This is a genomic window from Streptomyces achromogenes subsp. achromogenes, assembly GCF_000720835.1.
Classification (GTDB): Bacteria; Actinomycetota; Actinomycetes; order Streptomycetales; family Streptomycetaceae; genus Streptomyces; species Streptomyces achromogenes.
In genome coordinates, this window is the sequence record NZ_JODT01000036.1 from 21,783 (window position 1) to 45,485 (window position 23,703).

21 protein-coding genes are annotated in these 23,703 nt (G+C 73.1%); 8 read left to right on the forward strand and 13 right to left on the reverse strand.

The window, feature by feature from the left end; all coding sequences use genetic code 11:
- Positions 1-62 precede the first annotated feature (62 nt).
- The 10 genes from IH25_RS0130330 to IH25_RS0130375 form a co-directional block, all read right to left on the reverse strand.
- Positions 63-2,069, reverse strand: coding sequence for a pectinesterase family protein (locus IH25_RS0130330; RefSeq protein ID WP_030617793.1), 2,007 nt, complete (start codon positions 2,067-2,069; stop codon positions 63-65).
- A 29-nt stretch (positions 2,070-2,098) separates the two neighbouring features.
- Positions 2,099-3,604: a glycoside hydrolase family 43 protein gene (locus IH25_RS0130335; RefSeq protein WP_030617797.1), complete on the reverse strand. Its 1,506-nt coding sequence runs from the start codon at positions 3,602-3,604 to the stop codon at positions 2,099-2,101.
- Entirely contained in the window at positions 3,601-4,446 is an 846-nt protein-coding gene (locus IH25_RS0130340; protein WP_030617800.1) for a DUF6807 domain-containing protein, read from the reverse strand. The genes IH25_RS0130335 and IH25_RS0130340 overlap by 4 nt, the downstream gene beginning before the upstream one ends.
- On the reverse strand, positions 4,446-5,585 hold the full coding sequence (locus tag IH25_RS0130345) for a Gfo/Idh/MocA family protein (protein ID WP_030617803.1): 1,140 nt from the start codon (positions 5,583-5,585) through the stop codon (positions 4,446-4,448). Before IH25_RS0130345 ends, IH25_RS0130340 begins: the two co-directional genes overlap by 1 nt.
- Entirely contained in the window at positions 5,582-6,493 is a 912-nt protein-coding gene (locus tag IH25_RS0130350; RefSeq protein ID WP_030617806.1) for a hypothetical protein, read from the reverse strand. Before IH25_RS0130350 ends, IH25_RS0130345 begins: the two co-directional genes overlap by 4 nt.
- On the reverse strand, positions 6,490-7,374 hold the full coding sequence (locus tag IH25_RS0130355) for a carbohydrate ABC transporter permease (RefSeq protein ID WP_030617809.1): 885 nt from the start codon (positions 7,372-7,374) through the stop codon (positions 6,490-6,492). Before IH25_RS0130355 ends, IH25_RS0130350 begins: the two co-directional genes overlap by 4 nt.
- Positions 7,371-8,306, reverse strand: a complete 936-nt coding sequence (locus IH25_RS0130360; protein WP_030617810.1) for a carbohydrate ABC transporter permease — start codon at positions 8,304-8,306, stop codon at positions 7,371-7,373. The genes IH25_RS0130355 and IH25_RS0130360 overlap by 4 nt, the downstream gene beginning before the upstream one ends.
- A gap of 80 nt (positions 8,307-8,386) precedes the next feature.
- Complete coding sequence (araD, locus tag IH25_RS0130365; protein WP_037655904.1) at positions 8,387-10,120, reverse strand: L-arabinonate dehydratase; 1,734 nt, start codon at positions 10,118-10,120, stop codon at positions 8,387-8,389.
- Positions 10,117-11,028, reverse strand: coding sequence for a dihydrodipicolinate synthase family protein (locus IH25_RS0130370; protein WP_030617816.1), 912 nt, complete (start codon positions 11,026-11,028; stop codon positions 10,117-10,119). The genes araD and IH25_RS0130370 overlap by 4 nt, the downstream gene beginning before the upstream one ends.
- Positions 11,025-11,681, reverse strand: a complete 657-nt coding sequence (locus tag IH25_RS0130375; RefSeq protein ID WP_030617818.1) for a GntR family transcriptional regulator — start codon at positions 11,679-11,681, stop codon at positions 11,025-11,027. Before IH25_RS0130375 ends, IH25_RS0130370 begins: the two co-directional genes overlap by 4 nt.
- A gap of 286 nt (positions 11,682-11,967) precedes the next feature.
- Between IH25_RS0130375 and IH25_RS0130380 the strand changes: the two genes are divergently transcribed.
- On the forward strand, positions 11,968-13,188 hold the full coding sequence (locus IH25_RS0130380; protein ID WP_030617822.1) for an MFS transporter: 1,221 nt from the start codon (positions 11,968-11,970) through the stop codon (positions 13,186-13,188).
- Positions 13,189-13,218: 30 nt separating this feature from the next.
- On the opposite strand, the gene IH25_RS0130385 is transcribed toward IH25_RS0130380, so the two are convergent.
- Together IH25_RS0130385 and IH25_RS0130390 are read right to left on the reverse strand one after the other, a co-directional pair.
- On the reverse strand, positions 13,219-14,382 hold the full coding sequence (locus IH25_RS0130385) for a hypothetical protein (RefSeq protein WP_030617825.1): 1,164 nt from the start codon (positions 14,380-14,382) through the stop codon (positions 13,219-13,221).
- Positions 14,379-15,320: a 5-dehydro-4-deoxyglucarate dehydratase gene (locus IH25_RS0130390; RefSeq protein ID WP_030617828.1), complete on the reverse strand. Its 942-nt coding sequence runs from the start codon at positions 15,318-15,320 to the stop codon at positions 14,379-14,381. Before IH25_RS0130390 ends, IH25_RS0130385 begins: the two co-directional genes overlap by 4 nt.
- Before the next feature lie 254 nt (positions 15,321-15,574).
- On the opposite strand from IH25_RS0130390, the gene IH25_RS0130395 reads away from it, so the two are divergent.
- The 7 genes from IH25_RS0130395 to IH25_RS0130425 all read left to right on the forward strand — a co-directional run bounded on the left by IH25_RS0130395 (position 15,575) and on the right by IH25_RS0130425 (position 22,974).
- Positions 15,575-16,384 carry an NAD-dependent epimerase/dehydratase family protein gene (locus IH25_RS0130395; RefSeq protein ID WP_030617830.1) on the forward strand — a complete coding sequence of 270 codons (810 nt, stop codon included), beginning with the start codon at positions 15,575-15,577 and terminating at the stop codon, positions 16,382-16,384.
- A gap of 285 nt (positions 16,385-16,669) precedes the next feature.
- Positions 16,670-17,440 carry a DeoR/GlpR family DNA-binding transcription regulator gene (locus IH25_RS0130400; protein ID WP_030617833.1) on the forward strand — a complete coding sequence of 257 codons (771 nt, stop codon included), beginning with the start codon at positions 16,670-16,672 and terminating at the stop codon, positions 17,438-17,440.
- 142 nt (positions 17,441-17,582) lie between these two features.
- Complete coding sequence (locus tag IH25_RS0130405) at positions 17,583-18,950, forward strand: ABC transporter substrate-binding protein (RefSeq protein WP_030617836.1); 1,368 nt, start codon at positions 17,583-17,585, stop codon at positions 18,948-18,950.
- On the forward strand, positions 18,947-19,882 hold the full coding sequence (locus IH25_RS0130410; protein WP_030617839.1) for a carbohydrate ABC transporter permease: 936 nt from the start codon (positions 18,947-18,949) through the stop codon (positions 19,880-19,882). Before IH25_RS0130405 ends, IH25_RS0130410 begins: the two co-directional genes overlap by 4 nt.
- The gene (locus IH25_RS0130415; RefSeq protein WP_030617843.1) at positions 19,879-20,703 is read left to right on the forward strand and encodes a carbohydrate ABC transporter permease; all 825 of its coding nucleotides are present in this window, start codon (positions 19,879-19,881) and stop codon (positions 20,701-20,703) included. The genes IH25_RS0130410 and IH25_RS0130415 overlap by 4 nt, the downstream gene beginning before the upstream one ends.
- Positions 20,700-21,689 (forward strand): zinc-dependent alcohol dehydrogenase family protein, encoded by a 990-nt coding sequence (locus tag IH25_RS0130420; protein WP_030617846.1) that lies wholly within the window; start codon positions 20,700-20,702, stop codon positions 21,687-21,689. The genes IH25_RS0130415 and IH25_RS0130420 overlap by 4 nt, the downstream gene beginning before the upstream one ends.
- 91 nt (positions 21,690-21,780) lie before the next feature.
- On the forward strand, positions 21,781-22,974 hold the full coding sequence (locus IH25_RS0130425; protein WP_030617848.1) for a TerD family protein: 1,194 nt from the start codon (positions 21,781-21,783) through the stop codon (positions 22,972-22,974).
- A gap of 84 nt (positions 22,975-23,058) precedes the next feature.
- On the opposite strand, the gene IH25_RS0130430 is transcribed toward IH25_RS0130425, so the two are convergent.
- Positions 23,059-23,634 carry a TetR/AcrR family transcriptional regulator gene (locus tag IH25_RS0130430; RefSeq protein WP_030617850.1) on the reverse strand — a complete coding sequence of 192 codons (576 nt, stop codon included), beginning with the start codon at positions 23,632-23,634 and terminating at the stop codon, positions 23,059-23,061.
- Positions 23,635-23,703 lie beyond the last annotated feature (69 nt).

Here is a 23,703-nt window from a genome sequence, read left to right on the forward strand (position 1 = left end):
TGCTGGATCGTGCGGGGACAGGGTGGTGCGTGTGTGTGGGGGGGTGCGAAGTCGTCGGCGGGTCAGCGGCGGGCGTACGGCGCCCAGCCGTCGGTGCCGCGCAGGTAGTCGGCGACGGTGTACGACGGCGCGTCCGCGTCGCTCAGCTGCGGCCGGTCGGCGGTGACGCCGGCGCCGGGCCCGTAGTCGCGGTACTCGGCGAACCGGGCGTCCTTCCAGGAGAAGCCGCTCATGTCGGTCCACGGCGCGGACTTGATCGCGGCGGGCAGCTCGGTGTTCCGGATCAGCACCTGGCCGACCGCGTCCGGCTCGCCGCCCGGGTGCCAGGGCCGGCCGAGGTGGACGGATCCGGCGGGCGCGTCGCTGACGATCCTGGAGTCCGTGATCAGGAATCCGTACGGGTTGCCCTTCCAGGTCGAGGCGGCGGTGATGTAGCCGTTGTCGGTGGTGGAGCCCCGGCTCAGCGCCCGGATCACCGACCGCTCGATGACGGTGGTGGCGCGCCCGTAGACGAAGTCGACGTCGCCCTCGATGTACGCGTCGCGGATGTAGACCCGGCTGGTCGTGGTCAGCTGGGGGCTGTCGGTCATCAGGGTGTCCTGGTTGCCCAGGAACGCGGTGTCGTCGAAGACGATCCGGTCGCCGGTGGTCTTCATCGCCAGCGCCTGCTCGCCCTTCAGCTCGACGGCGGCCTCGTCGAAGTCGTTGCCGAAGGTCAGGTGCCGGGCGGTGGTGTCGTTCGCGGCGATGCGGACGGTGGCGCTGCCCGTGGAGCCGCCGTACTCGGCGGGGGTGTCGTACACGATGACGGTGTCGGACCGGTCGCGGCCGGTGCCGAGCAGCGTGACGTGGGGCTTGGCCGCCGGGACGTGCACCTTCTCGCGGTAGGTCCCGGGGGCGATCGCGATCGTCACCGGCACGTCGTTGCCGTCGGGCACGGCGTCCACCGCGGACTGCACGGTCGGGTACGCGCCCGGCACGCGCAGCACGGTGCCGATCCGCTGCTGCGGGCCGGAGAAGCGCTTGACCAGGGCCGGGACGGCGGCGGCCGGGTCCGGGCGGTAGTCGTAGAAGGCGTGCGGGTCGAAGGCGGTGCCGTGCTCGTCGGTCCGCCCGCTGGTGTTCCTCAGGATCGAGCCGCGCTGCACCAGCTCGGCCGTGGCGTCGGCCTGGTAGGGGTGCCGGACGCCGTCGTAGTAGCTGTTCTCGATGACCATCCTGGTCCGGCCGCGCGACCAGTTGCCGTACGTCCACACCGGGTCGCCGTCGGCCACCTGGTCGGACAGGTAGTTGTTGTACAGGTGGGCGTAGGCGCAGTTGTCGGCGGAGGGGTTGCGCTGCTTGGTGCCGGAGAACCAGTTGTGGTCGATGGTGATCTGGGTGCGCACATTGCTGGTCCAGCCGATGCCGAGCGCCTTGTTGTGGTGCGTGAACCGGTTCCAGGAGACGGTGATGTACTGGCTGTCCTTGCGGATGTCGAGCAGCCCGTCGCCCATGTGCGTGAAGCGGTTGTGGTCGATCCAGACGTGGTCGGCGCCGTCCATCTGGATGGCGTCGAAGTCGGTGGTCTTGCCGTCCCAGTCGCCCTCGACGTAGGAGTCCCGGATGGTCAGATTGCGGATGACGACGTTGTGCGTGCCGGGGTTCAGGTGCAGTTCCCCGTGGACGATCTCGCCGGTGTCGCCGACGCCGACGATGGTCTTGTCCGAGGCGACCACGATGTCCGAGCCGAAGGGCTCGACCGCGATCGATCCGGCGACCCGGATGACGTACGGCTCCGGGGCGGAGGCGTAGCGGGCGAGGGACGCCTGGTCGGTGACGGTGACGACCCGCCCGCCGGCGCCGCCGGTGGTGCCGCCGGCCAGCGAGGCGAAGCCGTGCGGCCGGTCGTCGCCGAAGGGGCCGGCGGCCTGCGCGGGGGGCGCTGCCTGCGGCGCGGGCGTCACGGCCGGCCGTGCGGCGGCCTTCGCCTCGCCCGCGAGGCCCAGGCCGAGCGTGGCGGCGAGGGCGGTCACGGCGGCCAGGACGGTGCCCGGACGGGGCAAGCGCTTGCCAGGGATGTGCGTCATTGCCGCTCCCAACAGGGCTTCTCGGGCGACTACAGGGGCGTGATCCGGAACCGGGTGAAGGTCGCCGAGCCCGTGGGCCCGGGTCCCTCGGGCGCGACCGCGAACAGGCCGAGCAGGGCGCCGACCCAGCGCCAGGGCGTGGCGGCGAAGACCGGGCCGGACGAGCGGAAACCGTCCCCGAGGTCGTAGGAGAACCGGCAGCGCGCCCCGGGGCCGGCCTCGATCCGCAGCCGCACCCGGCCCTCGGGCGCGACGCACGGCACCCCGGCGTCCCGCTCGCGCTCGGCGACGGCCTCCGCGAACCGGTGCACGAGCCGTACCGTGCCGTCGGCCCCGCGCTCCAGCCCGATCCACGAGAAGGCGTCCCCGAGCACCACGAGTCCCGCGCGGGCGCCCGGCTCGCCGGCGTCCAGCCGCAGCTCGGCCTCGATTGCGCTCGGCAGCCCGGGCAGCCGCTGGGTGAGGACGTTCGGCAGTTTCCGCGGGTCGTGGGCGTCGGCCGAGCGGACGCAGGCCAGCCGCAGCCCGTCCCCGGAGTGCTGGGTGGCCCAGCCGTCGCCGGGGTTGGCGGTCCACTGCCACTGCCGGCCGTACCGGCCGCCGGGGAAGTCGTCGTCGGTGGCGGGCGCGGCGGGCGGCTGCGCGGGGAGGGCGGGCCGCCGGTGTACGGCGACGGGGGCGCCCTCGTCCCCGATGACCGGCCAGCCGTCCCGCCCCCAGCGCATCGGCTGGAGGTGGACCACCCTGCCGTAGGGGCCGCGCTGCTGGAAGTGCAGGAACCAGTCCTCGCCGGCCGCGGTGCGCACCCAGCCGCCCTGGTGGGGGCCGTTGACGTCGGTGTCCTTCTGCTCCAGCACGATCCGCTCCTCGTACGGGCCGAAGAAGCCGCGCGAGCGGAACGCCCCCTGCCAGCCGGTCTCCACTCCCCCGGCGGGGGCGAGGATCCAGAACCAGCCGTCGTGCCGGTAGAGCTTGGGCCCTTCGAGGGTGAACCAGCCGGGGACGCGGTCGCCGTCGACGATCACCTTGCCCTCGTCGAGCAGCGAGGTGGCGTCGGGGTGCATCCGGTGGCCGGTGAGGCGGTTCTTGACGCCGGAGCGGGACTTGGCCCAGGCGTGCACGAGGTAGGCCTCGCCGGTCTCGTCGTCCCACAGCGGGCACGGGTCGATCAGGCCCTTGCCCGCCTTGAGGAGGTGCGGCCGGGTCCACGGGCCCCTGATCTCGGGCGCGTTGACCTGGAAGACGCCTTGGTCGGGGTCGCCCCAGAAGATCCAGAAGCGGTCGTCGTGGTGCCGGATGGACGGCGCCCAGACCCCGCGGTCGTGCCGGGGCAGGGCGAACTCCTCCTCCGGTTCCAGGCGTTCCACGGCGTGTCCGACGAGGGACCAGTCGACCAGGTTCCGGGAGTGCAGCAGGGGCAGTCCGGGGGCGCGGCCGAAGCTGGAGGCGGTGAGGTAGAAGTCGTCGCCGACGCGGACCACGTCGGGGTCGGACCAGTCGGCGTTCAGCACCGGGTTGCGGTAGGTCCCGTTCACTGGGCCACCGCCTTGCGGACCAGGGCGGCCACCTCGTCGCGGGCCGGGCGGCCGTCGGCGACGACGGTGACGATCCGGCGGACGGCGGTCTCGCCGGGCGCGATCGTCAGCCGCTCGGTGTGCGCCAGGGAGGAGCCCACCCCGGGGTACTCGGCGGCCCGGACGAACCAGGGGTCGCGGCGGGTCTGCCCGGTGGCCCCGGCGAACGCCAGCGTCCAGCCGGCGCCGGCCAGCGCGAGCCAGTCGGCGCGGGTGCCGTGCACCTCGGCCTCGCCCTCCCGGTCGGCGGTGAAGACCTCCGGGGGCCCAGGCTCCTTGCGGGCCCGCCAGAAGAAGCCGCCGTAGGCCGCGCCGGGCCGGCCGTTGGTGGCGGGGCTGCCGAGGGACAGCGGGCCGGGGGTGACGTTGGTCAGGGAGAAGGTGAAGTCCAGCGCCCAGGCCGCCTCGGTGAGCGCGGTGGCCGCGACCGTGCGGCGCTCGCGCAGCAGCTCGGTGCCGGCGGCGGCCCAGCGCAGCTCCTCCACGAAGCCGTCGGGGTCGCACAGCTGGAAGCCGGTGTGCCGCTGGACCCCGTGGTTGTCCAGTTCGGTCGGTCCCTGGTCGCGCACGAAGGTGCGGCCACCCCAGAAGTTGTGCCCCTCGACGTCGGGAACGGCGACACCGACGCCGAGGTGGTGTGCGTGGTCGGCGGGGCTCACCTCGGTGACCGGTGTGCCGGCCAGGGTGGTGACGGGGTGCAGATAGGGGCGGGGGGCGAGCCGCGCGGGCAGGTCGGGCCGGGTGACATAGCGGCCGACCGGGCGGCCGGCGGCCCGCAGGACCAGGCTGTCGTGGGCTGTCATCAGGTGCTCACCTCGTTCGGCAGGGCCCAGGAGGCGCCCAGTTCGGAGTAGAGGGCGAGGGTGTCCGCCGCCGCCGCGACCAGGCCCTCCACGCCGGGCACGATCCGGCGGCGTTCGTCCGGCAGCGCCCGCCAGGCGGTTTCCGGCAGGGGTGCGGGGTCGGGGGCGGTGCGGATCGCCTCGACGACCCGCATGAAGGCGCCGGTGTCGTCCGGCGGGACCAGCAGCGCGGTGCCGTGCGCCAGGTGGGCGGCCAGGTTCTCCAGCAGGTCCGTGCGGTCGTACCCGGTCTCCTCGGGGCCGTGTCCGGAACGCTGGAGCAGCACCCGGTCCTGCTTGTACCAGAAGGTGATCCGGCCGCGGTCGCCGTGCACCAGCACATACGGCTCCCCGGGGTGCTCGGCGCACAGGGTCGCGGCGACCGTGACCGGTCCGCGCGGGGTGTGCACGCGGACGCAGGAGGTGTCGTCGGACTCGATGGCGTTGGCGCGCAGCAGTTCGGTCTCGATGCCGGTGACGTCCTCGGCGCGGGTGGTGCCGAGCAGGGCGAGGGAGGTGGCGACGGCGTGCGCGAGGGGGTTGGTGAGCACCCCGTCGACCACGTCGGCGCCGTCCAGCCGCCGCCGGCCCGCCCAGGGGGCCCGCCGGAAGTAGGCCTCGTCGCGGGCCCAGGCCCCGGCGGCGCCGACCCCTTTGACCGTGCCGACGGCGCCCTCGGCGATCAGCCGGCGGATCGCGGGCACCGCGTGCGAGCCGAGCGACTGGAAGCCGATCTGGCAGGCCACTTGGGCCTGGGCGACCCCGTCGGCCATGCGGCGGAACTCGGCGTAGGAGGGCGCGGGCGGCTTCTCCAGCAGCAGGTGCACGCCCCGCGCGGCGGCAGTGAGGGCCAGGTCGGTGTGGGTCGGGATGGGTGTGCAGATCACGGCGATCCGCGCGCCGGTGGCGTCCAGGAGCGCCCCGAGGTCGGCGGACTGCTCCGGTGTGCCCAGGCCGTCCGGGATCTCCGCCCCGGTGAGCGGGGTCAGTTCGCAGATCCCGGCGAGCCGCACCACGCCCCGGGCCTGGAGCCGGCGGATGTTGTCCAGGTGCCAGCGGCCGTGACCGCGGGCGCCCGCGAGGACGACGGGTACGGTCACCTGATCCTCCCCGCGCCCGCGCCGCGCGCCACGGCCCGGTCGGCCGGCGCCGCGCTGTCGATCCCGCCGTGCAGGACGGGGGCCCGGCCGGCGTCCGCCGTCAGGTCGCGCTCGCTGCCGGAGTTGTAGTCGTTGTGGAGGGCCGGCAGGTCGACCGGACAGCGTCCCCCGGACTTCGTCCGGGGGGACCCCCACAGGGTGCCGCTCGCGTGCGGCGCGCCGCCGTTCCAGCTCTTGACCAGGTCGGCCTGGACGACCGACTCGAACTGGTCGTGGTGCAGGGTGACCCGGAGCCTGCCGCGGTCCCCGGTGGCCGTGTCGCTGTCGCTGTCGCTGTCGCTGTCGCTGTCGCCGATGAGCATCGCGTAGGCGTCGCGGAGTCCGAGGTTGCGGACGATGACGTCGTCCGCGTTCCTGACCTGGAGGCTCGCCCCCTTCAGCACCGCGCGGCCCAGGCCGACGATGGTGGTGTGGGAGCCGACCGTGAACCGCACCCGCTCGGCCTGCCGGGCCTCCTCCTGGGGGCCGCTGGGCCTGGCGGAGCCCCGGGTGCGGGGGACGTAGGCGGCCAGGTGGTCCTTCAGGCGGTAGCCGTCGGTGGCGTAGTCGGCGCAGTCCAGCCGGCGGCCGGAGTCGTCGGTGTCGGCGTCGATGGTGCCGGCGATCCTGATGATCTCCGGGGTGTCGCTGCCGCCGTCGAGGGCGCGGACGAGCCCTGTGCGGTCGGTCACCGTGTACACGTGCGCGTCGTCGGCCGCCGCGCCTGCGGTGGTGCCGGTGCCGTAGGCCGCCCAGCCGTCGTCGGCGGCGAGGACGTCCCGGCTGATGTCCCGGGCCGTATCGGCGTGCGCGGGCAGACGGAACAGGCCGACCCCGGCCGCCGCCGGGAGCAGGTGTCGCGGTGTCATCCCTTCACCGCCCCCGCGCTGAAGCCGGTGATCAGCCACTTCTGGATGAAGGCGAACACGATCACCACGGGCACGGCCGCGATGATGCCGCCCGCCGCCAGGGCGCCCAGGTCGACGCTGTCGGAGCTCATCAGGGTGTTCAGGCCGACCGGGATGGTCTGCTTGCCCTGGTCGGAGAGGAACATCAGGGCGAACAGGAAGTGGTTCCAGGCGTGCACGAAGGCGAAGGAGCCGACGGCGATCAGGCCGGGCCGCAGCAGCGGCAGCACCACGATCCGGAAGCCGGTCAGGCGGTTGCAGCCGTCCACCCAGGCGGCCTCCTCCAGGGAGTAGGGCACGTTCCGGATGAACCCGCTGATCAGGATCATCGACAGCGGCAGCTGGAAGACGGTCTCGGCGATGACCACGCTGCCCAGCGAGTTGATCATCCGCAGGTTGGCGAAGATCTGGAACAGCGGCACCAGCAGCAGCGCGCCGGGGACGAACTGCGAGCACAGCAGCGCCAGCATGAAGCCGCGCTTGAGCCGGAAGTCGAAGCGGGCCAGCGCGTAGCCGCCGGCCAGCGCGATGACGGTGGTCAGCACCAGGGTGGCCAGGCCGACGTAGACGCTGTTGGTGAAGTAGGTGCCGAAGCTGCGTTCGGTCCACACCTTCTCGAAGTGCTCGAAGGTCATCGGCCAGGGCACCAGGGAGGTGGAGCCGGCCGGGCGGAGCGCGAAGAGCAGGATCCAGTAGAACGGGATCAGGGTGAACAGCAGGTAGACGGTCAGCGGGACGTAGATCTGCCAGCGCGGGACCTCGTCCCAGGCGCGGCGCTTGCCTCCGGGCCGGGCGGGCTCGGCCGCCGCGCGCTCGGGAGCGGGAGCGATCTCGGTGATCACCTGGACTCGCCTCCGAACTTGCTCAGCCGCAGATAGACGATCGAGCAGAAGAGCAGGATCACGAACGCCACCGTGGTGAGGGCGGAGGCGTAGCCGAAGTTGTGGGCGTCGACCGATGTGTTGGCGATGTACAGCGGCAGGGTGGTGGTCTCGCCGGCCGGGCCGCCGCCGGTCAGGGTGTAGAGCAGGTCGACGTTGTTGAACTCCCACACCGCGCGCAGCAGCGTGGACAGGACGATGGCGTCCTTCAGGTGGGGCAGGGTGATGTGCCAGAACTGCTTGAGCCGGCTCGCCCCGTCGACCTCGGCGGCCTCGTACAGGTCCTTGGAGACGGACTGGAGGTCGGCGAGGATGAGGATCGCGAAGAACGGCACCCCGCGCCACAGGTCGGCGACCACCGCCGCCGGGAACACCGTGGAGGTGTCCGACAGCCAGCTGGTGCCGTACGAGCCCAGTCCCGCGTCGGCGAGGTAACGGCTGATGCCGGTCTGGGAGTTGTACAGCAGCACCCAGATCGCGGAGGTCAGCACGCCGGAGACCGCCCAGGGCGAGAAGACGAGCGCGCGGCCCACCGCCCGGCCCACGAAGGTCTGGTTGACGATGAGCGCCAGGGCGAGACCGAACAGCAGCTGCAATCCGACTTCCACCACGACCCACTTGGCGCTGAAGGTCAGGGTGTCCCAGAACTGCGGGTCGTGGGCGAAGGCCCGGGTGAAGTTGTCCAGGCCCGCGAATCCGTTCCGCCAGGGCTTGGTGGGGTTGTAGTTCTGCAGGCTGTAGTAGAAGACACTGAGCACCGGGTAGGCGATGAAGCCCAGCATCAGCAGGGCCGCCGGGGCGATCAGCAGATACGGCAGCCTGCGCGGGGTGGCGGAGGCACGGCGCCGCCGGGGTGGCGCGGGCGGTTTCGCCACGGCTGCGGCTTGGGCCATGACTGTTCTCCGTTCTCGGTGAAGCGCTTTCCGATCGGTGTTCGAGATCTCGACCGCAGGGGGCCGTGATCGGGGGCGGGTCAGCCCGCGTACGGGTCCTGCACCGTGCCCGGCCGGGCGAGGAACTCGAAGTCGCAGCCGGTGTCCGCCTGGGTGATCTGCTCGCTGTAGAGCGCGCCGTAGCCGCGTTCGTAGCGCACGGGCGGCGGGGTCCACTCGGCCCTGCGGCGCTCCAGTTCCGCGTCGTCCACGTCGAGCCGCAGGGTGCGCGCCCCGACGTCGAGCGTGATGAGGTCGCCGGTGCGCACCAGGGCGAGCGGGCCGCCGACGTAGGACTCGGGGGCCACGTGCAGCACGCACGCGCCGTAACTCGTGCCGCTCATCCGGGCGTCGGAGATCCGGACCATGTCCCGCACGCCCTGCTTCAGCAGGTGGTCCGGGATCGGCAGCATGCCGTACTCGGGCATGCCCGGGCCGCCCTTGGGGCCGGCGTTGCGCAGCACCAGGACGCTGTCGGCGGTGATGCCGAGCGCGGGGTCGTTGATGGTGCGCTGCATGGTCTTGTAGTCGTCGAAGACGACGGCCGGGCCGGTGTGCTTGAGCAGGTGCGGCTCGGCGGCGATGTGCTTGATGACCGCGCCGTCCGGGCAGAGGTTGCCGCGCAGCACCGCGACCCCGCCCTCGCTGGCGACCGGGTTGTCCCGGGTGCGGATGACGTCGTCGTCGTGGACCCGGGCACCGGCGAGCTGCTCGCGCAGGGTGTCGTGGGACACCGTCGGCCGCTCCAGGTGGAGCAGGTCGGTGATGCGGGACAGGAAGCCGGGCAGGCCGCCGGCGAAGTGGAAGTCCTCCATCAGGTACTTCTGTCCGCCGGGGCGGACGTTGGCGAGGACCGGGACCGTGCGGGCGATGCGGTCGAAGTCGTCCAGGGTGAGCCGGACCCCGGCCCGGCCGGCCATGGCGATGAGGTGGATCACCGCGTTGGTGGAGCCGCCGAGGCCGAGCACGGTGGTGACGGCGTCCTCGAAGGCGTCCCGGGTGAGGACGGCGGACAGCCTGCGGCCTCGGTGGACGAGTTCCACGGCGGTCATGCCCGCCTTCGCCGCCATCCGGTCGTGCCCGGAGTCCACCGCCGGGATGCTGGACGCGCCCGGCACGGTCACCCCCAGCGCCTCGGCCGCCGCGGTGAGCGTGGACGCCGTGCCCATCGTCATGCAGTGGCCGGGCGAGCGGGCCAGGCCGCTCTCCAGCTCGGCCATTTCGCAGTCGCCGATCAGGCCGGCCCGCTTGTCGTCCCAGTACTTCCACATGTCGGTGCCGGAGCCGAGGACCTCGCCGCGCCAGTGGCCCGGGAGCATGGGCCCGGCCGGTACGAACACGGCGGGCAGGTCCACGGAGGCCGCGCCCATCAGCAGCGCGGGCGTGGACTTGTCGCAGCCGCCCATGAGCACGGCCCCGTCGACCGGGTAGGAGCGCAGCAGCTCCTCGGTCTCCATGGCGAGCAGGTTGCGGTAGAGCATGGGGGTCGGCTTCTGGAAGGTCTCGCTGAGCGTGGAGACCGGGAACTCCAGCGGGAAGCCGCCCGCCTGCCACACGCCGCGCTTGACGGCCTGGGCGCGGTCGCGCAGGTGGACGTGGCAGGGGTTGATGTCGGACCAGGTGTTGAGGATGGCGATGACCGGCTTGCCCAGGTGTTCCTCGGGCAGGTAGCCGAGCTGGCGGGTGCGGGCGCGGTGGCTGAAGGAGCGCAGCCCGTCGGTGCCGTACCACTGGTGGCTGCGCAGTTCCTCGGGCCGCTTGGGGGTCGCGTTCATATGGACCATCCGGCGGCGATCGCGGCGACCTCGGCGCGCTCGTCCTCGGGCAGCGGCCTGCTGGGCGGGCGGACGTCCCGGCGGCACAGGCCGAGCGCGGCGAGGGCCTCCTTGACGACGGTGACGTTGTTGGCGCTGCCCTGCGCGGCGCGCAGCTCCTCGAAGCGGCGGATCTGCTCCCAGACCTTCATGGCGGCGGGGTAGTCGCCGGCGCGCAGGGCGTCCAGCATGTTCCGGGAGACGGCCGGGGCGACGTTGACGAGGCCGGAGGTGAAGCCGGTGGCGCCCGCGGAGAAGTAGGAGGGGGCGTACGGTTCGGCGAGTCCGGCCACCCAGACGAAGCGGTCCAGGCCGGCGTCCCGGGCGAAGGCCGCGAACCGGGCGGCGTCCGGGACGGCGTACTTCACGCCGACGACGTTCGGGCAGTGGTCGGCGAGTTCGGCGAGCCGGGCGCCGGGCAGCTGCGCGTTGCGGATGTAGGGCACCACGCCCAGCTCGGGGACGGCCTCGGCGATGGCGCGGTGATAGTCGACCCAGCCGGCCGCCGACACGTACGGGTGCACCGGCTGGTGGACCATGACCATCCGGGCGCCGAGGCTCCCGGCGTGCCGGGCGGAGGCGATCGCGGTGGGCAGGTCGTGGCCCACGCCGGCCAGGATCACGGCGCGGTCGCCGGCCTCGTCCGCGGTGAGTTCGGCGACCAGCCGGCGCTCCTCGGGGCTGAGGGCGTAGAACTCGCCGGTGTTGCCGTTCGGGGTGAGGGTGGTGATGCCGCCGTCGAGCAGACGGCGCAGCAGCGCCCGGTGGGTGGCGGTGTCGACGGTGCCGTCCGCGGCGAAGGGGGTCACCGGGATGGCCACCACGTCGGCCAGGGCCGCCCGTTGGGCCTCGAAGGTCACGCTGCTCATTGCTCGCCTTCCGTGGGGAGGGGCTCGGGGAACGCCCGGCCGACGAAGGACGCGATGTGGGCGTGCAGGGCGGCCGCGGCCCCGTCCGCGTCGCCGTCCAGGGCGAGCCGCAGGATCTCCCGGTGCTCGGCGGCCTCCCGTTCCCAGGAGGGGTCGGTGGCCCAGGCCACGGCGGAGACGAGGGCCGCCTGGTCGCGGACCTGGTCCAGCATCCGGGCGAGCAGCGGGTTGCCGCACGGCAGGTACAGGGCGCGGTGGAACTCCCGGTTGGCCAGGGAGCGTTCGGCGGTGTCGGTGGCGTCGTCGGCGCGGGTCAGCGCGGAGCGGGCGGCGTCCAGGGAGGCGCCCTTGGTCACGGCCCGGCGCAGGGCCTCCGGCTCCAGCAGCAGCCGTACGTCGTACACCTCACGCGCCATGTCCGCGTCCACCATGCGCACCGTGACGCCCTTGTACTGGCTCATCACGACCAGGCCGGTCCCGGCGAGGGTCTTCAGCGCCTCGCGCACCGGGGTCTTGGACACCCCGAACTGCGCGGCCAGTTCCGTCTCGACCAGCGCCTGACCGGGCGTCAGCCGCCCGGTGAGGATGCGGTGTTTGATCGCGTCCAGCACGTACTGCGTACGGGACGGGATCGGGGTGGGCACAGAGGTCATGCGGCCCTCTCGGATCTCACATATCGCGTCTCATATATGACGTACGAAGTACGACGCGTTGAAGGTAGGAGCGGCCGCAAGTTTCGTCAATGCTTCTGACAAAGGAAGTTACGGTGACGGAGGTTCCGGTGCACGGAGCAGAGACCGGCGCGGTGGCTGTCCACGGGCCCCCTCACCGCCTTGGCCCGGCCCCCGCACTTCCCTACCGGCACCCCGGTTCGCGCCCCCCGAACTCGGGCATCCTCCCCATCCCCGCTGCCCCGCCTTAGGCCCACGATGGGCGGGTATGACGACTTCTCCGACCGTGTTCCGTGTGCTGCGGGACCGTGATGCCGGGCTGTATCTGGGGGCCGTGGTGGTGTCCGGGTTCGGTACCTCCTCCTTGTGGCTGGCCTCGGGGGTGTGGGTGAAGGACATGACCGGCTCCGACGCCCTCGCCGCGCTGTGCATGCTCGCGATGTGGGCGCCCTCGCTCGCCGGACCGGCGCTCGGCACGCTCGCCGACCGGGTGCGCCGCAGGCCCCTGCTGATCTGTCTGAACCTGGGTCTGGCCGCGCTGCTGCCGGTGCTCTTCGCCGTCGACTCCCCGGACCGTCTGTGGCTGCTGTACGCCGTGCTGCTGGTGTACGGCGCCGCCGGCACCGTCCATGACGCCGCCGAGTCGGCGCTGGTGACCACCGTGGTCGGCGCCGGGCTGCTCGGTGACTTCAACGGACTGCGGATGACGGTCACCGAGGGCATGAAACTCGTCGCCCCGCTGACCGGCGCGGGCCTGTACGCGGCCTGGGGCGGCCCCGCCGTGGCCTGTCTGGACGCGGCGAGCTTCGTGCTCGCGGCCGGGATGTGCGCCCGCTTGCGGGTCCGCGAGGAACGGCCCGTACCGTCCGGCACGGGCTGGTGGCGGCAGACCGCCGAGGGCACCCGCCACCTGTGGGGGCACCCGGCGCTGCGCCCGCTGGTCCTGGCGGCCGGCCTGACGATGCTGTTCACCTCGCTGGCCAGTACGGCGGGGTACGCCGTGGTCGAGCGCCTCGGCCACTCCCCCGCCTACCTGGGCGTGCTGTACGCCGCCCAGGGCGCCGGCTCGGTGGCGGCCGGGCTGCTCGCCGGGCCGGCGCTGCGCCGGCTGGGCGCGCGGCGGCTGGCGGCGGCCGGGATCGCGCTGACCGCGCTCGCGGCGGCGACGCGGGCGGTGGCGTGGGACCCGGTGGCCCTGGCGTCGAGCGTGGCCGGCGGGCTGGGTCTGCCCTGTGTGCTGATCGCCGCGCTCACCGCCGTGCAGCAGCGGACGCCGGGGCCGCTGCTGGGCCGGGCGACGGCGACCGCCCACACGCTGATGTTCACGCCCACGGCGGTCGGGCTGGCCGCCGGGGCCGGCCTGGTGGAACCGGCCGGCCCCGGGCTGCTGCTGCCGCTGTGCGGCCTGGCCCTGCTGGCGACGGCCGTCCCGCTGCGGACGCGACCGGCCGCCCCGGCGCGGTCCACCGCGGGCGCGGACCTCACCTGACGCCCTCGGCCAGGCCCCCGTACACCCTCCTCAGCGGGCCGCCAGCCCCGCGCGTACCGCCGCCAGGTCCTCGTCCGAGGCCAGACCGGCGTGGTACAGCCGCAGTTCGGTGGCGCCCTCGGCTCGCGCGCGGGCCGCGTCCGCCGCGAGGGTGCCGGGGCTGCCGCCCATGCCGGCGACGACGGTGAGGTTGGCGGCCAGCACCGTCCCCTGGCGCGCCTCGGCGGCGAACGGCGCCAGCAGGGCCGTACCGCCGGTGCAGGGCACCACGACCCCGTCGGCCACGGACAGGATGTGGGCGGGGTCGACACCCGCGTTGGCGCCGCAGTGGTAGGAGACCGGGTCGGCGTGCAGCAGCACCCGGAAGCCGCGCGGCGCGGCGGCGCGTACGGCGGCGATGGCCTCCTCCTGGAGGGTGCGGGCGGTGGTGTCCCGCCACGCGCGCGTGGCCGCCGCCGTGTCCTCGCCGAGCAGCTTCTCCACCGTCGGCCAGCCGGTGTCGTCGGGCGTGCCCCGCCACAGCGGTTCCAGCGCCCGGCGCACGGCTGCGGCCAGGGCATCGGCGTCCAGGCCCCGCTCGCCGTAGCCGGTCCGGCAGGACGGGCAGAAGCACAGGGACATCAGGTACTGCCCGGCCTCCCCGAGGGGCACGCCGGCGGTCTTGTCGTGGGCGTGCAGGTGCTGGAGCCCGTACCAGCCCAGGGACTCCAGCTCGGTGCCCCGCGCGCCGGGGCGTACGGCGGCCTCGGCGGCCAGGTCGGTCAGGTACGCGCGGGTGCCGGGCTGGGCGATGCAGGGCGCCCACGGGTAGCGGTCGCCGTAGGCGTTGACGACGGAGGTGTCCGGGTGTTCGGCGCCCATGCGGGAGTTGTGGGCGAGGACGACCCAGGTGTGCACCTCCAGCCCGGCCGCGGCGAGGGCCTCGGCGGCCTCGCCGTAGGCGTTGCCGGGGGCCCAGCGGCCGGCCGGGTAGGGGCGCAGGCCCCTGCCCGCCCAGCGGTCGCCGGGCGGGTAGAGGACGGCCGCGTACTCGGCGGTGACGACGCGGTGTCGGGGGTGGCGGGGGGTGAGCGCGCGGGTGGAGTGGTAGGCGGCGGCGAGGGTGACCTGCTCGACGCCGAGCCCGGCGATGCGCGCGGGCGCCTCCGGGTCGCCGCCCACGTCCCAGGGGTAGACGAACGCCGAGGCCCTCACGCGTCCCCCTCCAGCAGCGCCTGGCCGCGCTCGACGAGCCGGGCGAGCTGTTTGACGTGGTCGTCGGCCGGTTCGTGCAGCGGGGGCCGGACCTCGCCGACGTCCAGGCCGCGCAGCCGTACGCCCGCCTTGACCAGGGAGACGGCGTAGCCGCGGCCCTGGGCGCGCAGGTCGGCGAACGGGCCGTAGAAGCCGTCCAGGAGGCGCTGCGCGACGGTCAGGTCACCGGTGTGCAGGGAGCGGTGGAAGGCGAGGGCGATCTCGGGGGCGAAGCAGAACACCGCGGAGGAGTACAGGGTGATGCCGAGCGCGCGGTAGGCGAGCTGGGTCTGCTCGGCGGTGGGCAGGCCGTTGAAGTACAGGAAGTCGCCGGGGACCTCGGTGCGCACGGCGCTGACCACGCGCTGCATCAGGTCGAGGTCGCCGAGGCCGTCCTTGAGGCCGATGACGCCCTCGGTGCGGGCGAGGGCGACGACGGTCTCCGGGGTGAAGACGGCGTTGTCGCGCTGGTAGACGATCACCGGCAGGGCGGTGGCCGCGGCGACCTCGCGGTAGTGCCGCAGCAGGCCCTCCTGGCCGGCGAGCACCAGGTACGGCGGCATGGCGAGGAGGCCGTCGGCGCCCGCGGCCTCGGCGAGCCGGGCGTAGCGGACGGCGAGGGCGGTGCCGTACCCGGCGCCCGCGACGACCGGGACGCGCCCGTCGGCGGCCTCGACGGCCGCGCGGACGCAGGCCTCGAACTCCTCCGGCAGCAGCGCGTGGAACTCCCCGGTGCCGCAGGCGGCGAAGACGGCGGCGGCACCGGCTTCGACGCCCTGGCGCACATGGGTGCGGTAGGCGTCCAGGTCGAGTGTGCCGCCCGGGCCGTAGGCCGTGACGGGGAAGAAGAGCGGCCCGCGCGGGTCGCGGAGCCGGGCGGCGAGAGGGGCTGGCGTCACAGGCGCTCCCTGTCAGTGCATGTTTCTGATCACTGTCTATATTTCTGAACACGCTCACGCTAAGGGCCGCAATTGCGGCGGGTCAAGCCGGAACACAGGCAAGAGAGCAGCGGATTTCCCCCTGGCGGGGCACACTTGACGAGGCACGCCACCCCTCCCTAGCGTGTCCACGCATGTGAACCCTGTCCATACATGCGGTAGTTGAGGACACCGGCTCCCGGACACCAGCTCCCGGACACCAAGGAGATCGAAGGATGCCCGCTCCCCGCACCGTCCTGCTCACCGGCGCCGCCGGCGGGCTCGGCACCCTGATGCGGTCCCTGCTGCCGGCGTACGGCTACACGCTGCGCCTGTTCGACGTGCGCCCCATCGAGGGCGAACCGGACGCCGTCACCGCCGACCTCACCGACAAGGACGCGCTGGCCGAGGCCGTGCGGGGCGTGGACGCGGTGCTGCACCTCGCGGGCATCTCCCTGGAGGCACCCTTCGAGAAGATCCTCCGGTCGAACATCGAGGGCACCTACAACCTGTACGAGGCCGCGCGCCGGGAAGGCGTGGGGCGGATCGTCTTCGCCTCCTCCAACCACGCCGTCGGCTTCACTCCGGCCCCGCGCGCGGGCGAGCCGCTCATCCCGGTCGACACCCCGCGCCGCCCGGACACCTTCTACGGCCTGTCGAAGTCCTTCGGCGAGGACCTGGCGCAGTTCTACTGGGACAAGCACGGCCTGGAGACCGTCTCGGTGCGCATCGGCTCCTGCTTCCCGGAGCCCACCAGCGTGCGCATGCTCTCGGTGTGGATGAGCCCCGCCGACGGCGCCCGCCTCTTCCACGCGGCCCTGACCGCCGAGGGCGTCGGCCACACGGTGGTCTACGGCTCCTCCGCCAACACCCGCCTGTGGTGGGACCTCGGCAGCGCCCGGGCGCTCGGCTACGAGCCCCAGGACGACTCCGAGCCGTACGCGGCGAAGCTCATCGCCGAGCAGGGCGAACTGGACCCGGAGAACCCGGCCCACGGCCACCTCGGCGGGCACTTCGTCAACGACCCGCCCATCTGGCCGTACTGAAACCCCCGCCGGCCGCCGGGTGACTCCCCGGCGGCCGGAAACGGACGTCCACGCGCGCGGGCGGGCACCGAACGGGCCCGCCCGCCGCCGTGTCCGGGCATCCGCGGTGCCCGGATCCACCCCGCGCCGGACGGCCGCGCAGGTCCGCCGCGGGCCCGCCCCGGATGAAGCGGGCGCGAACGGGCAGCATCGGGCCCGCGACAGACCTGGTCAGCGCCGCGCACCGACGGTAGAACTTCCCCCATGGGCCCGAACGGGCAACGCCACAGGGAGGTGGGTGACGCCATGGACGCACGGACCGCGGAGGAACGCCGGCGCGAGATCGTGCGGGCCGCCCGTGCCGCCGGCTCGGTGGACGTCACCGCCCTCGCCGACGAGCTCGGCGTGGCCAAGGAGACCATCCGGCGTGATCTGCGCGCGCTGGAGGACCACGGCCTCATCCGCCGCACCCACGGCGGCGCCTATCCGGTGGAGAGCGCCGGCTTCGAGACGACGCTCGCCTTCCGCGCCACCAGCCGGGTGCCCGAGAAGCGCCGGATCGCCGCCGCGGCGGCCGGACTGCTCGGGGAGGCCGAGACGGTCTTCGTCGACGAGGGCTTCACCCCCCGGCTCATCGCCGAGGCGCTGCCCCGGGACCGGCCGCTGACCGTCGTGACCGCCTCCCTGCCGGTCGCGGGCGCCCTCGCGGAGGCCGACCGGGTGTCCGTGCTGCTGCTCGGCGGCCGGGTCCGCCCGGGCACGCTGGCCACCGTCGACCACTGGACGACGAAGATGCTGGCCGGCTTCGTGATCGACCTCGCCTACATCGGGGCCAACGGCATATCCCGCGAGTACGGCCTGACCACCCCCGACCCGGCGGTCGGCGAGGTGAAGGCGCAGGCCGTCCGGGCCGCCCGCCGCACCGTCTTCGTGGGCGTGCACAGCAAGTTCGGCGCGGTCAGCTTCTGCCGGTTCGCGGAGGTCGGCGCGCTGGAGGCGATCGTCACCAGCACCCTCCTGCCGTCCGCCGAGGCCCACCGCTACTCCCTGCTGGGCCCGCAGGTCATCCGCGTCTGACCGACCCGTCCCGCCCCTGCCCCCCTTCCCTGGCAGCGGCACCCCTTCGTACACCCTTTATCTCCCCCTCTCCTTCGTACGCCCTTTATCTCCCCCTCTCCTTCGTACGCCCTTTATCTCCCCCTCTCTCCAGGAGTGATCCATGCGCACCCCGAGCCGACGGAGGCCGCGAGCGGCGCTCGCCGTGGCCGCCGGGACGCTGCTCGCCCCGCTGCTGTCCGGCTGCTGGGCCGGTGCGGGCGGGTCCGGTTCCGGCGGCGACGCCATCAACGTCCTGATGGTCAACAACCCGCAGATGACCGAGTTGCGGAAGCTGACCGCCGCCCACTTCACCCGGGACACCGGCATCAAGGTCAACTTCACGGTCCTGCCGGAGAACGACGTCCGCGACAAGATCAGCCAGGACTTCGCCAACCAGGCCGGCCAGTACGACGTCGCCACCCTGTCCAACTACGAGATACCGATCTACGCCCGCAACGGCTGGCTGCGCGAGATGGACTCGTACGTGGCCAAGGACCCCTCGTACGACGAACCCGACGTCCTGCGGCCCCTGCGCGAGGCCCTCACCGGCGCCGACGGCAAGCTCTACGGGCAGCCCTTCTACGGCGAGTCGTCCTTCCTGATGTACCGCAAGGACGTGTTCGCGGCGAAGGGCCTGACGATGCCCGCCCGCCCCACCTGGCGGCAGGTCGCCGAGCTGGCCGCGAAGACCGACGGCGCCCGGCCCGGCATGCGGGGCATCTGCCTGCGCGGACTGCCCGGCTGGGGCGAGCTGACGGCACCGCTGACCACCGTCGTGAACACCTTCGGGGGCACCTGGTTCGACAAGGACTTCAAGGCCCGGCTCGACTCGCCGGCCTTCGAGAAGGCGACCGAGTTCTACGTCGGCCTGGTCCGCCGGCACGGCGAGTCCGGCGCCGCCCAGTCCGGCTTCGCCGAGTGCCTGAACAACATGACCCAGGGCAAGACCGCCATGTGGTACGACGCCACCTCCGCGGCCGGCCTGCTGGAGGCGGAGGGCTCCCCGGTGCGCGGCAAGCTCGGCTACGCCCCCGCGCCCGTGGAGCGCACCGCCTCCTCCGGCTGGCTCTACACCTGGGCCTGGGGCATCCAGCAGTCCTCCCGCAACCCGGACAAGGCCTGGAAGTTCGTCTCCTGGGCGTCCGGCAAGGGCTACGAACGGCTGGTCGGCACGACCAGCGGCTGGGCGAACGTACCCGCGGGCAAACGGGCCTCGACGTACGCCAACGCCGAGTACCGGGCGTCCGCCGCCGCCTTCCAGGACATGACCAGGAAGGCCATCGAGAGCAGCCGCCCGGACGACCCCGGCGTCCAGCCGCGCCCGGCGCCCGGCATCCAGTTCGTCGGCATCCCCGAGTTCACCGATCTGGGCACCAAGGTCTCCCAGGAGATCAGCGCGGCCATCGCCGGGCGCCAGTCCGTCGCCTCGGCGCTGCGCAAGTCCCAGCGGCTCGCCGAACGGATCTCCGAGGAGTACGAGGGACGATGACCGCGACGACCGCGCCCCTGACCCGCACCCCGGCGCGCGAGGCGCGCCGGCCGCCCGCCCGGCTGCGTGCCTGGGCCACCCGGGCCCCGCTGCTGCCCGCCCTGGTCTTCCTGATCGCCGTGACCCAGCTGCCGTTCGTGGCCACGCTGGTGATCTCCTTCTTCGACTGGAACGCCCTGTATCCGAAGGCCCGCCGCTTCACCGGCCTGGACAACTACCGCCAGGTCCTGACGGACGCGGACCTGCGCCACTCGGTGTGGACGACCGTGCTGCTCACCGCGGCGGTGGTGCTGGCCAGCCTGGTGCTGGGGCTGGTGCTGGCGCTGCTGCTGGACCGCCGGTTCCGCGGCCGGGGCATCGTGCGCACCCTGCTCATCGCGCCGTTCCTGGTGGTGCCGGTGGCGGCGGCCCTGCTGTGGAAGCACGTGCTCTACAACCCTGAATACGGCTTGTTGAACGGGTTGTCGCACTATGTGGGCGGCCCACAGCCCGACTGGATCTCCCGCACCCCGCTGCTCGCCGTCGAGGTCTCCCTGGTGTGGCAGTGGACGCCGTTCATGATGCTGATCCTGCTGGCCGGGCTGCAGAGCCGGGACCAGCAGCAGATCGAGGCGGCCCGGGTGGACGGCGCGGGCGACTGGCAGATCTTCGTCCACCTCACGCTGCCGCACCTGCGCCGCTACCTCGAACTCGGCGCGCTGCTGGGCTCGGTCTACATCGTGCAGAACTTCGACGCGGTGTTCACGATCACCTCCGGCGGCCTGGGCACCGCCAACCTGCCCTACACCGTGTACCAGAGCTTCTACCAGGCCCACGAGAACGGCCTGGCCTCGGCCGCCGGGGTCCTGGTGGTCATCGGCTCGCTCGTCATCGCGACGTTCGCGCTGCGCGTGGTGTCGTCGCTGTTCCGCGAGGAGGTGTCCCGCGCATGAAGGCCGTACGCCGCCGCGTGCCGGGCCTGCTGGCCTGGTTCGCCGGGATCGTGTTCTTCCTGCCCATCGCCTGGATGGCGCTGACGTCCTTCCACTCCGAGGCGGACGCGGCGACCAACCCGCCGTCCTTCACCGCCGCCCTGACCCTCGACGGCTACCGCGAGTTCTTCGGCGGCGACGGCGGCGCGAGCCCGTGGCCCGCGCTGGCCAACTCCGCGGTGGCCTCGGTCGCCTCGACGCTGCTCGTGCTGCTGCTGGCCCTCCCGGCCGCGTACGCGCTGTCGATCCGGCCGGTGCGCAAGTGGACGGACGTGCTGTTCTTCTTCCTGTCGACGAAGATGCTGCCGGCCGTGGCGGGCCTGCTGCCCGTCTACCTCTTCGCCAAGAACGCCGGGCTGCTCGACAACATCTGGCTGCTGGTCGTCCTGTACACCTCCATGAACCTGCCGATCGCGGTGTGGATGATGCAGTCCTTCCTCGCCGAGGTGCCGGTCGCGGTCATCGAGGCGGCCCGGGTGGACGGCGCCCGGCTGCCGGTCGTCCTCACCCGCGTGGTGGCCCCGATCGCCCTGCCCGGCATCGCCGCCACGGCCCTGATCTGCTTCATCTTCAGCTGGAACGAACTGCTCTTCGCCCGGGTCCTGACGGGCGTGGTCGCCGAGACCGCTCCCGTCTTCCTGACCGGCTTCATCACCAGCCAGGGCCTGTTCCTGGCGAAGGTGTGCGCCGCGTCGCTCGTCATCTCCCTGCCGGTGCTCGCCGCGGGGTTCGCCGCCCAGGACAAACTGGTCCAGGGCCTGTCGTTGGGAGCCGTGAAATGAAGGCCGCCGTCATCGAGTCCGTGGGCCGCGCCGTCGTCACCGAGGTCCCCGACCCGGTGCCCGGGCCCCGGGAGGTCGTCGTCGAGGTCGCCGCCTGCGGTCTGTGCGGCACGGACCTGCACATCCTCCAGGGGGAGTTCGCGCCGAAGCTGCCGATCGTGCCGGGGCACGAGTTCGCCGGCGAGGTGGTCGCGGTCGGCACCGGGGTCACGGAGCTGTCGGCCGGCGACCGGGTCGCGGTCGACCCCTCCCTGTACTGCCACGAGTGCCGCTACTGCCGTACGGGCCACAACAACCTCTGCGAACGCTGGGCGGCGATCGGGGTGACGACGGCGGGCGGCGCGGCCCGGTACGCCGTGGCCCCCGTGGCGAACTGCGTACGGCTGCCCGAGCACGTGCGCACCGAGGACGCGGCCCTGGTGGAGCCCCTGTCCTGCGCGGTGCGCGGCTACGACGTGCTGCGCTCCCGCCTCGGCGCGCACGTGCTGGTCTACGGCTCCGGGACGATGGGCCTGATGATGCTGGAGCTGGCCAAGCGGACCGGCGCGGCGAGCGTGGACGTGGTCGACGTGAACCCGGCCCGCCTGGAGACCGCCCGCCGGCTCGGCGTCTCCGGCGCGGCGGGCAGCGCGGACGAACTGGACCGGCCGCAGGGCTGGGACGTGGTGGTGGACGCGACCGGCAACGCGGCGGCGATCCAGGACGGCCTGGACCGGGTGGCGAAGGCGGGCACCTTCCTCCAGTTCGGCGTGGCGGACTACGCGACCCGCGTGACCATCGACCCGTACCGGATCTACAACCAGGAGATCACGATCACCGGTTCCATGGCCGTGCTGCACAGCTTCGAGCGGGCGGCGGAGCTGTTCGCGAACGGGGTGCTGGACCCGGAGGTCTTCATCAGCGACCGGATCCCGCTGGAGCGCTACCCGCAGGCGCTGGAGCAGTTCGCGGCGGGCGTGGGGCGCAAGATCGTGGTGGTGCCGTAGGCCGTCCGGTGGGGCGTGTGGGCCGTTCGGCGGGTTCCGGCCGGTAAGGGAACGGTAAAGCGGTGTCGTTCGTTCACCCGGCATGACAGCTATGACCCCTGGCTCGAACATCCCTCTGCCGACCGCGCGCGTGACGGTGGACGTCTCCGCCCCGGTGCGGCTCGACGTGTCGGGCCTGCTGCTCACCGGCGACGGCAAGGTGCGTTCCGACGACGACTTCATCTTCTACAACCAGCCGAGCGGCCCCGGCGTGACCTACCGCTCGGGCGGCGGCACGGCTCCGGACGCGGTCACGGTGGACACCGCCGCCGTCCCGCCGGAGATCGAGAAGATCGTCGTCACGGCCAGCCCGGACGCGGCCGGGCAGACCTTCCAGGGCATCGAGCCGACGGCCACGATCCGGGACGCGGACGGCGGCGGTGTGCTGGCCACGTTCACCCCGCCGCGGCTCGGCACCGAGACCGCGCTGGTGATCGTGGAGATCTACCGCCGCAGCGGCCAGTGGAAGGCGCGGGCCGTCGGCCAGGGGTACGCCGACGGGCTCGCGGGCATCGCGACCGACTTCGGGGTGTCGGTGGAGGAACCGGCCGCGGCCGCACCGGCTCCGGCGGCCCCCGTGGCCCCGCCCCAGCCGGTGGCCGCCCCGCCCGTGCCGGCCGCCCCGCCGCAGCCGGCGGCCCCGCCGCCCGCCCCGGTGCCGGGCGCCGGGAAGATCAACCTGGACAAGGGCCGGGTCAGCCTCCAGAAGAACCAGACGGTGTCCCTGGTCAAGGGCGGCCGGCCGGTGCTGTCCCAGGTGCGGATGGGCCTCGGCTGGGAACCGGCGTTCCGGGGCCGGGACATCGACCTGGACGCCTCGGTGATCGCCTACGGCCCGCAGCGCAACCACATCGACAGCTGCTACTTCGGCAACCTGGTGATCCTCAACGGCGCGATCCGGCACTCCGGTGACAATCTGACCGGCGAGGGCGGGGGCGACGACGAGGTCATCACGGTCGACCTCGGCCGGCTGCCCCAGGAGGTCACCGGCCTGGTGTTCACGGTGAACTCCTTCTCCGGCCAGAAGTTCACGGAGGTCGCCAAGGCGTACTGCCGCCTGGTCGACGCGGCGACGGGCGAGGAACTGGTCCGCTTCGACCTCACCGCCGCGGAGCCCCGCACGGGCGTCATGATGGCCAAGCTCGTCCGCCAGTTCTCCGGCGAGTGGGACATGACGGCGATGGGCGACTTCGTCAAGGCCCGCACGGTACGCAACATGGTGGACCCGGCCGCGAAGGCGCTGTAACTCCGGCCGGCCCCGGGGCGGCGCCACCGCCGCCCCGGCCGCCTCCGGCGGAGCCGGCCTCCGCCGGCACGGGCCGGCGGCCGGTCAGCCCCCCGCGCCCCGCAACCCCTCACCCAGCAGACTCAAGTAGCGGCGGATCTCCTTCTCCCCCGCCCCCGCCAGCTCCGCCGCCGAGGCCACCCCGTGGGCCAGCCGCAGCACCTCGATCGGCTCGACGTCCCCCCGCAGCGCCCCGGCTTCCTGCGCCGCCACCACCAGCCGCGCCACGGCCCCCTTCACCACGGCCCCGCACACGGTCAGCGCCGCCGCGCCGCCGTCGGTCACGGCCGAACCCAGCAGCGCCTTCATCCCGCGCACCTGGATCGTGCCGACCGCCAGCTCGTACAGCCACTCCGCCAGCGCCTCACCCGGCGCCAGCTCCTCGGCCAGCTCGTCGGCCCGCGCCCCCAACGCCTCGATGCGGTCCACGTACGCCGCCTCCAACAGCGCCTGGCGCGTCGGGAAATGCCGGTACAGCGTGCCCGAACCGACCCCCGCCCGCTTGGCGATGTCGTCGAGTGACGCGTTCTCTCCATGCTCGGCGAAGGCCTCCGCCGCCACCTTCAGCAACCGCTCGTAGTTGCGCCGAGCGTCCGCGCGCATGGGCCTGCCCTGCGTCATCCACCCACTCCTTGCCAACCGGGGACCCTCTCCGTATCTTAGCGAGCACCAAACGGAGACAGTCCCCGC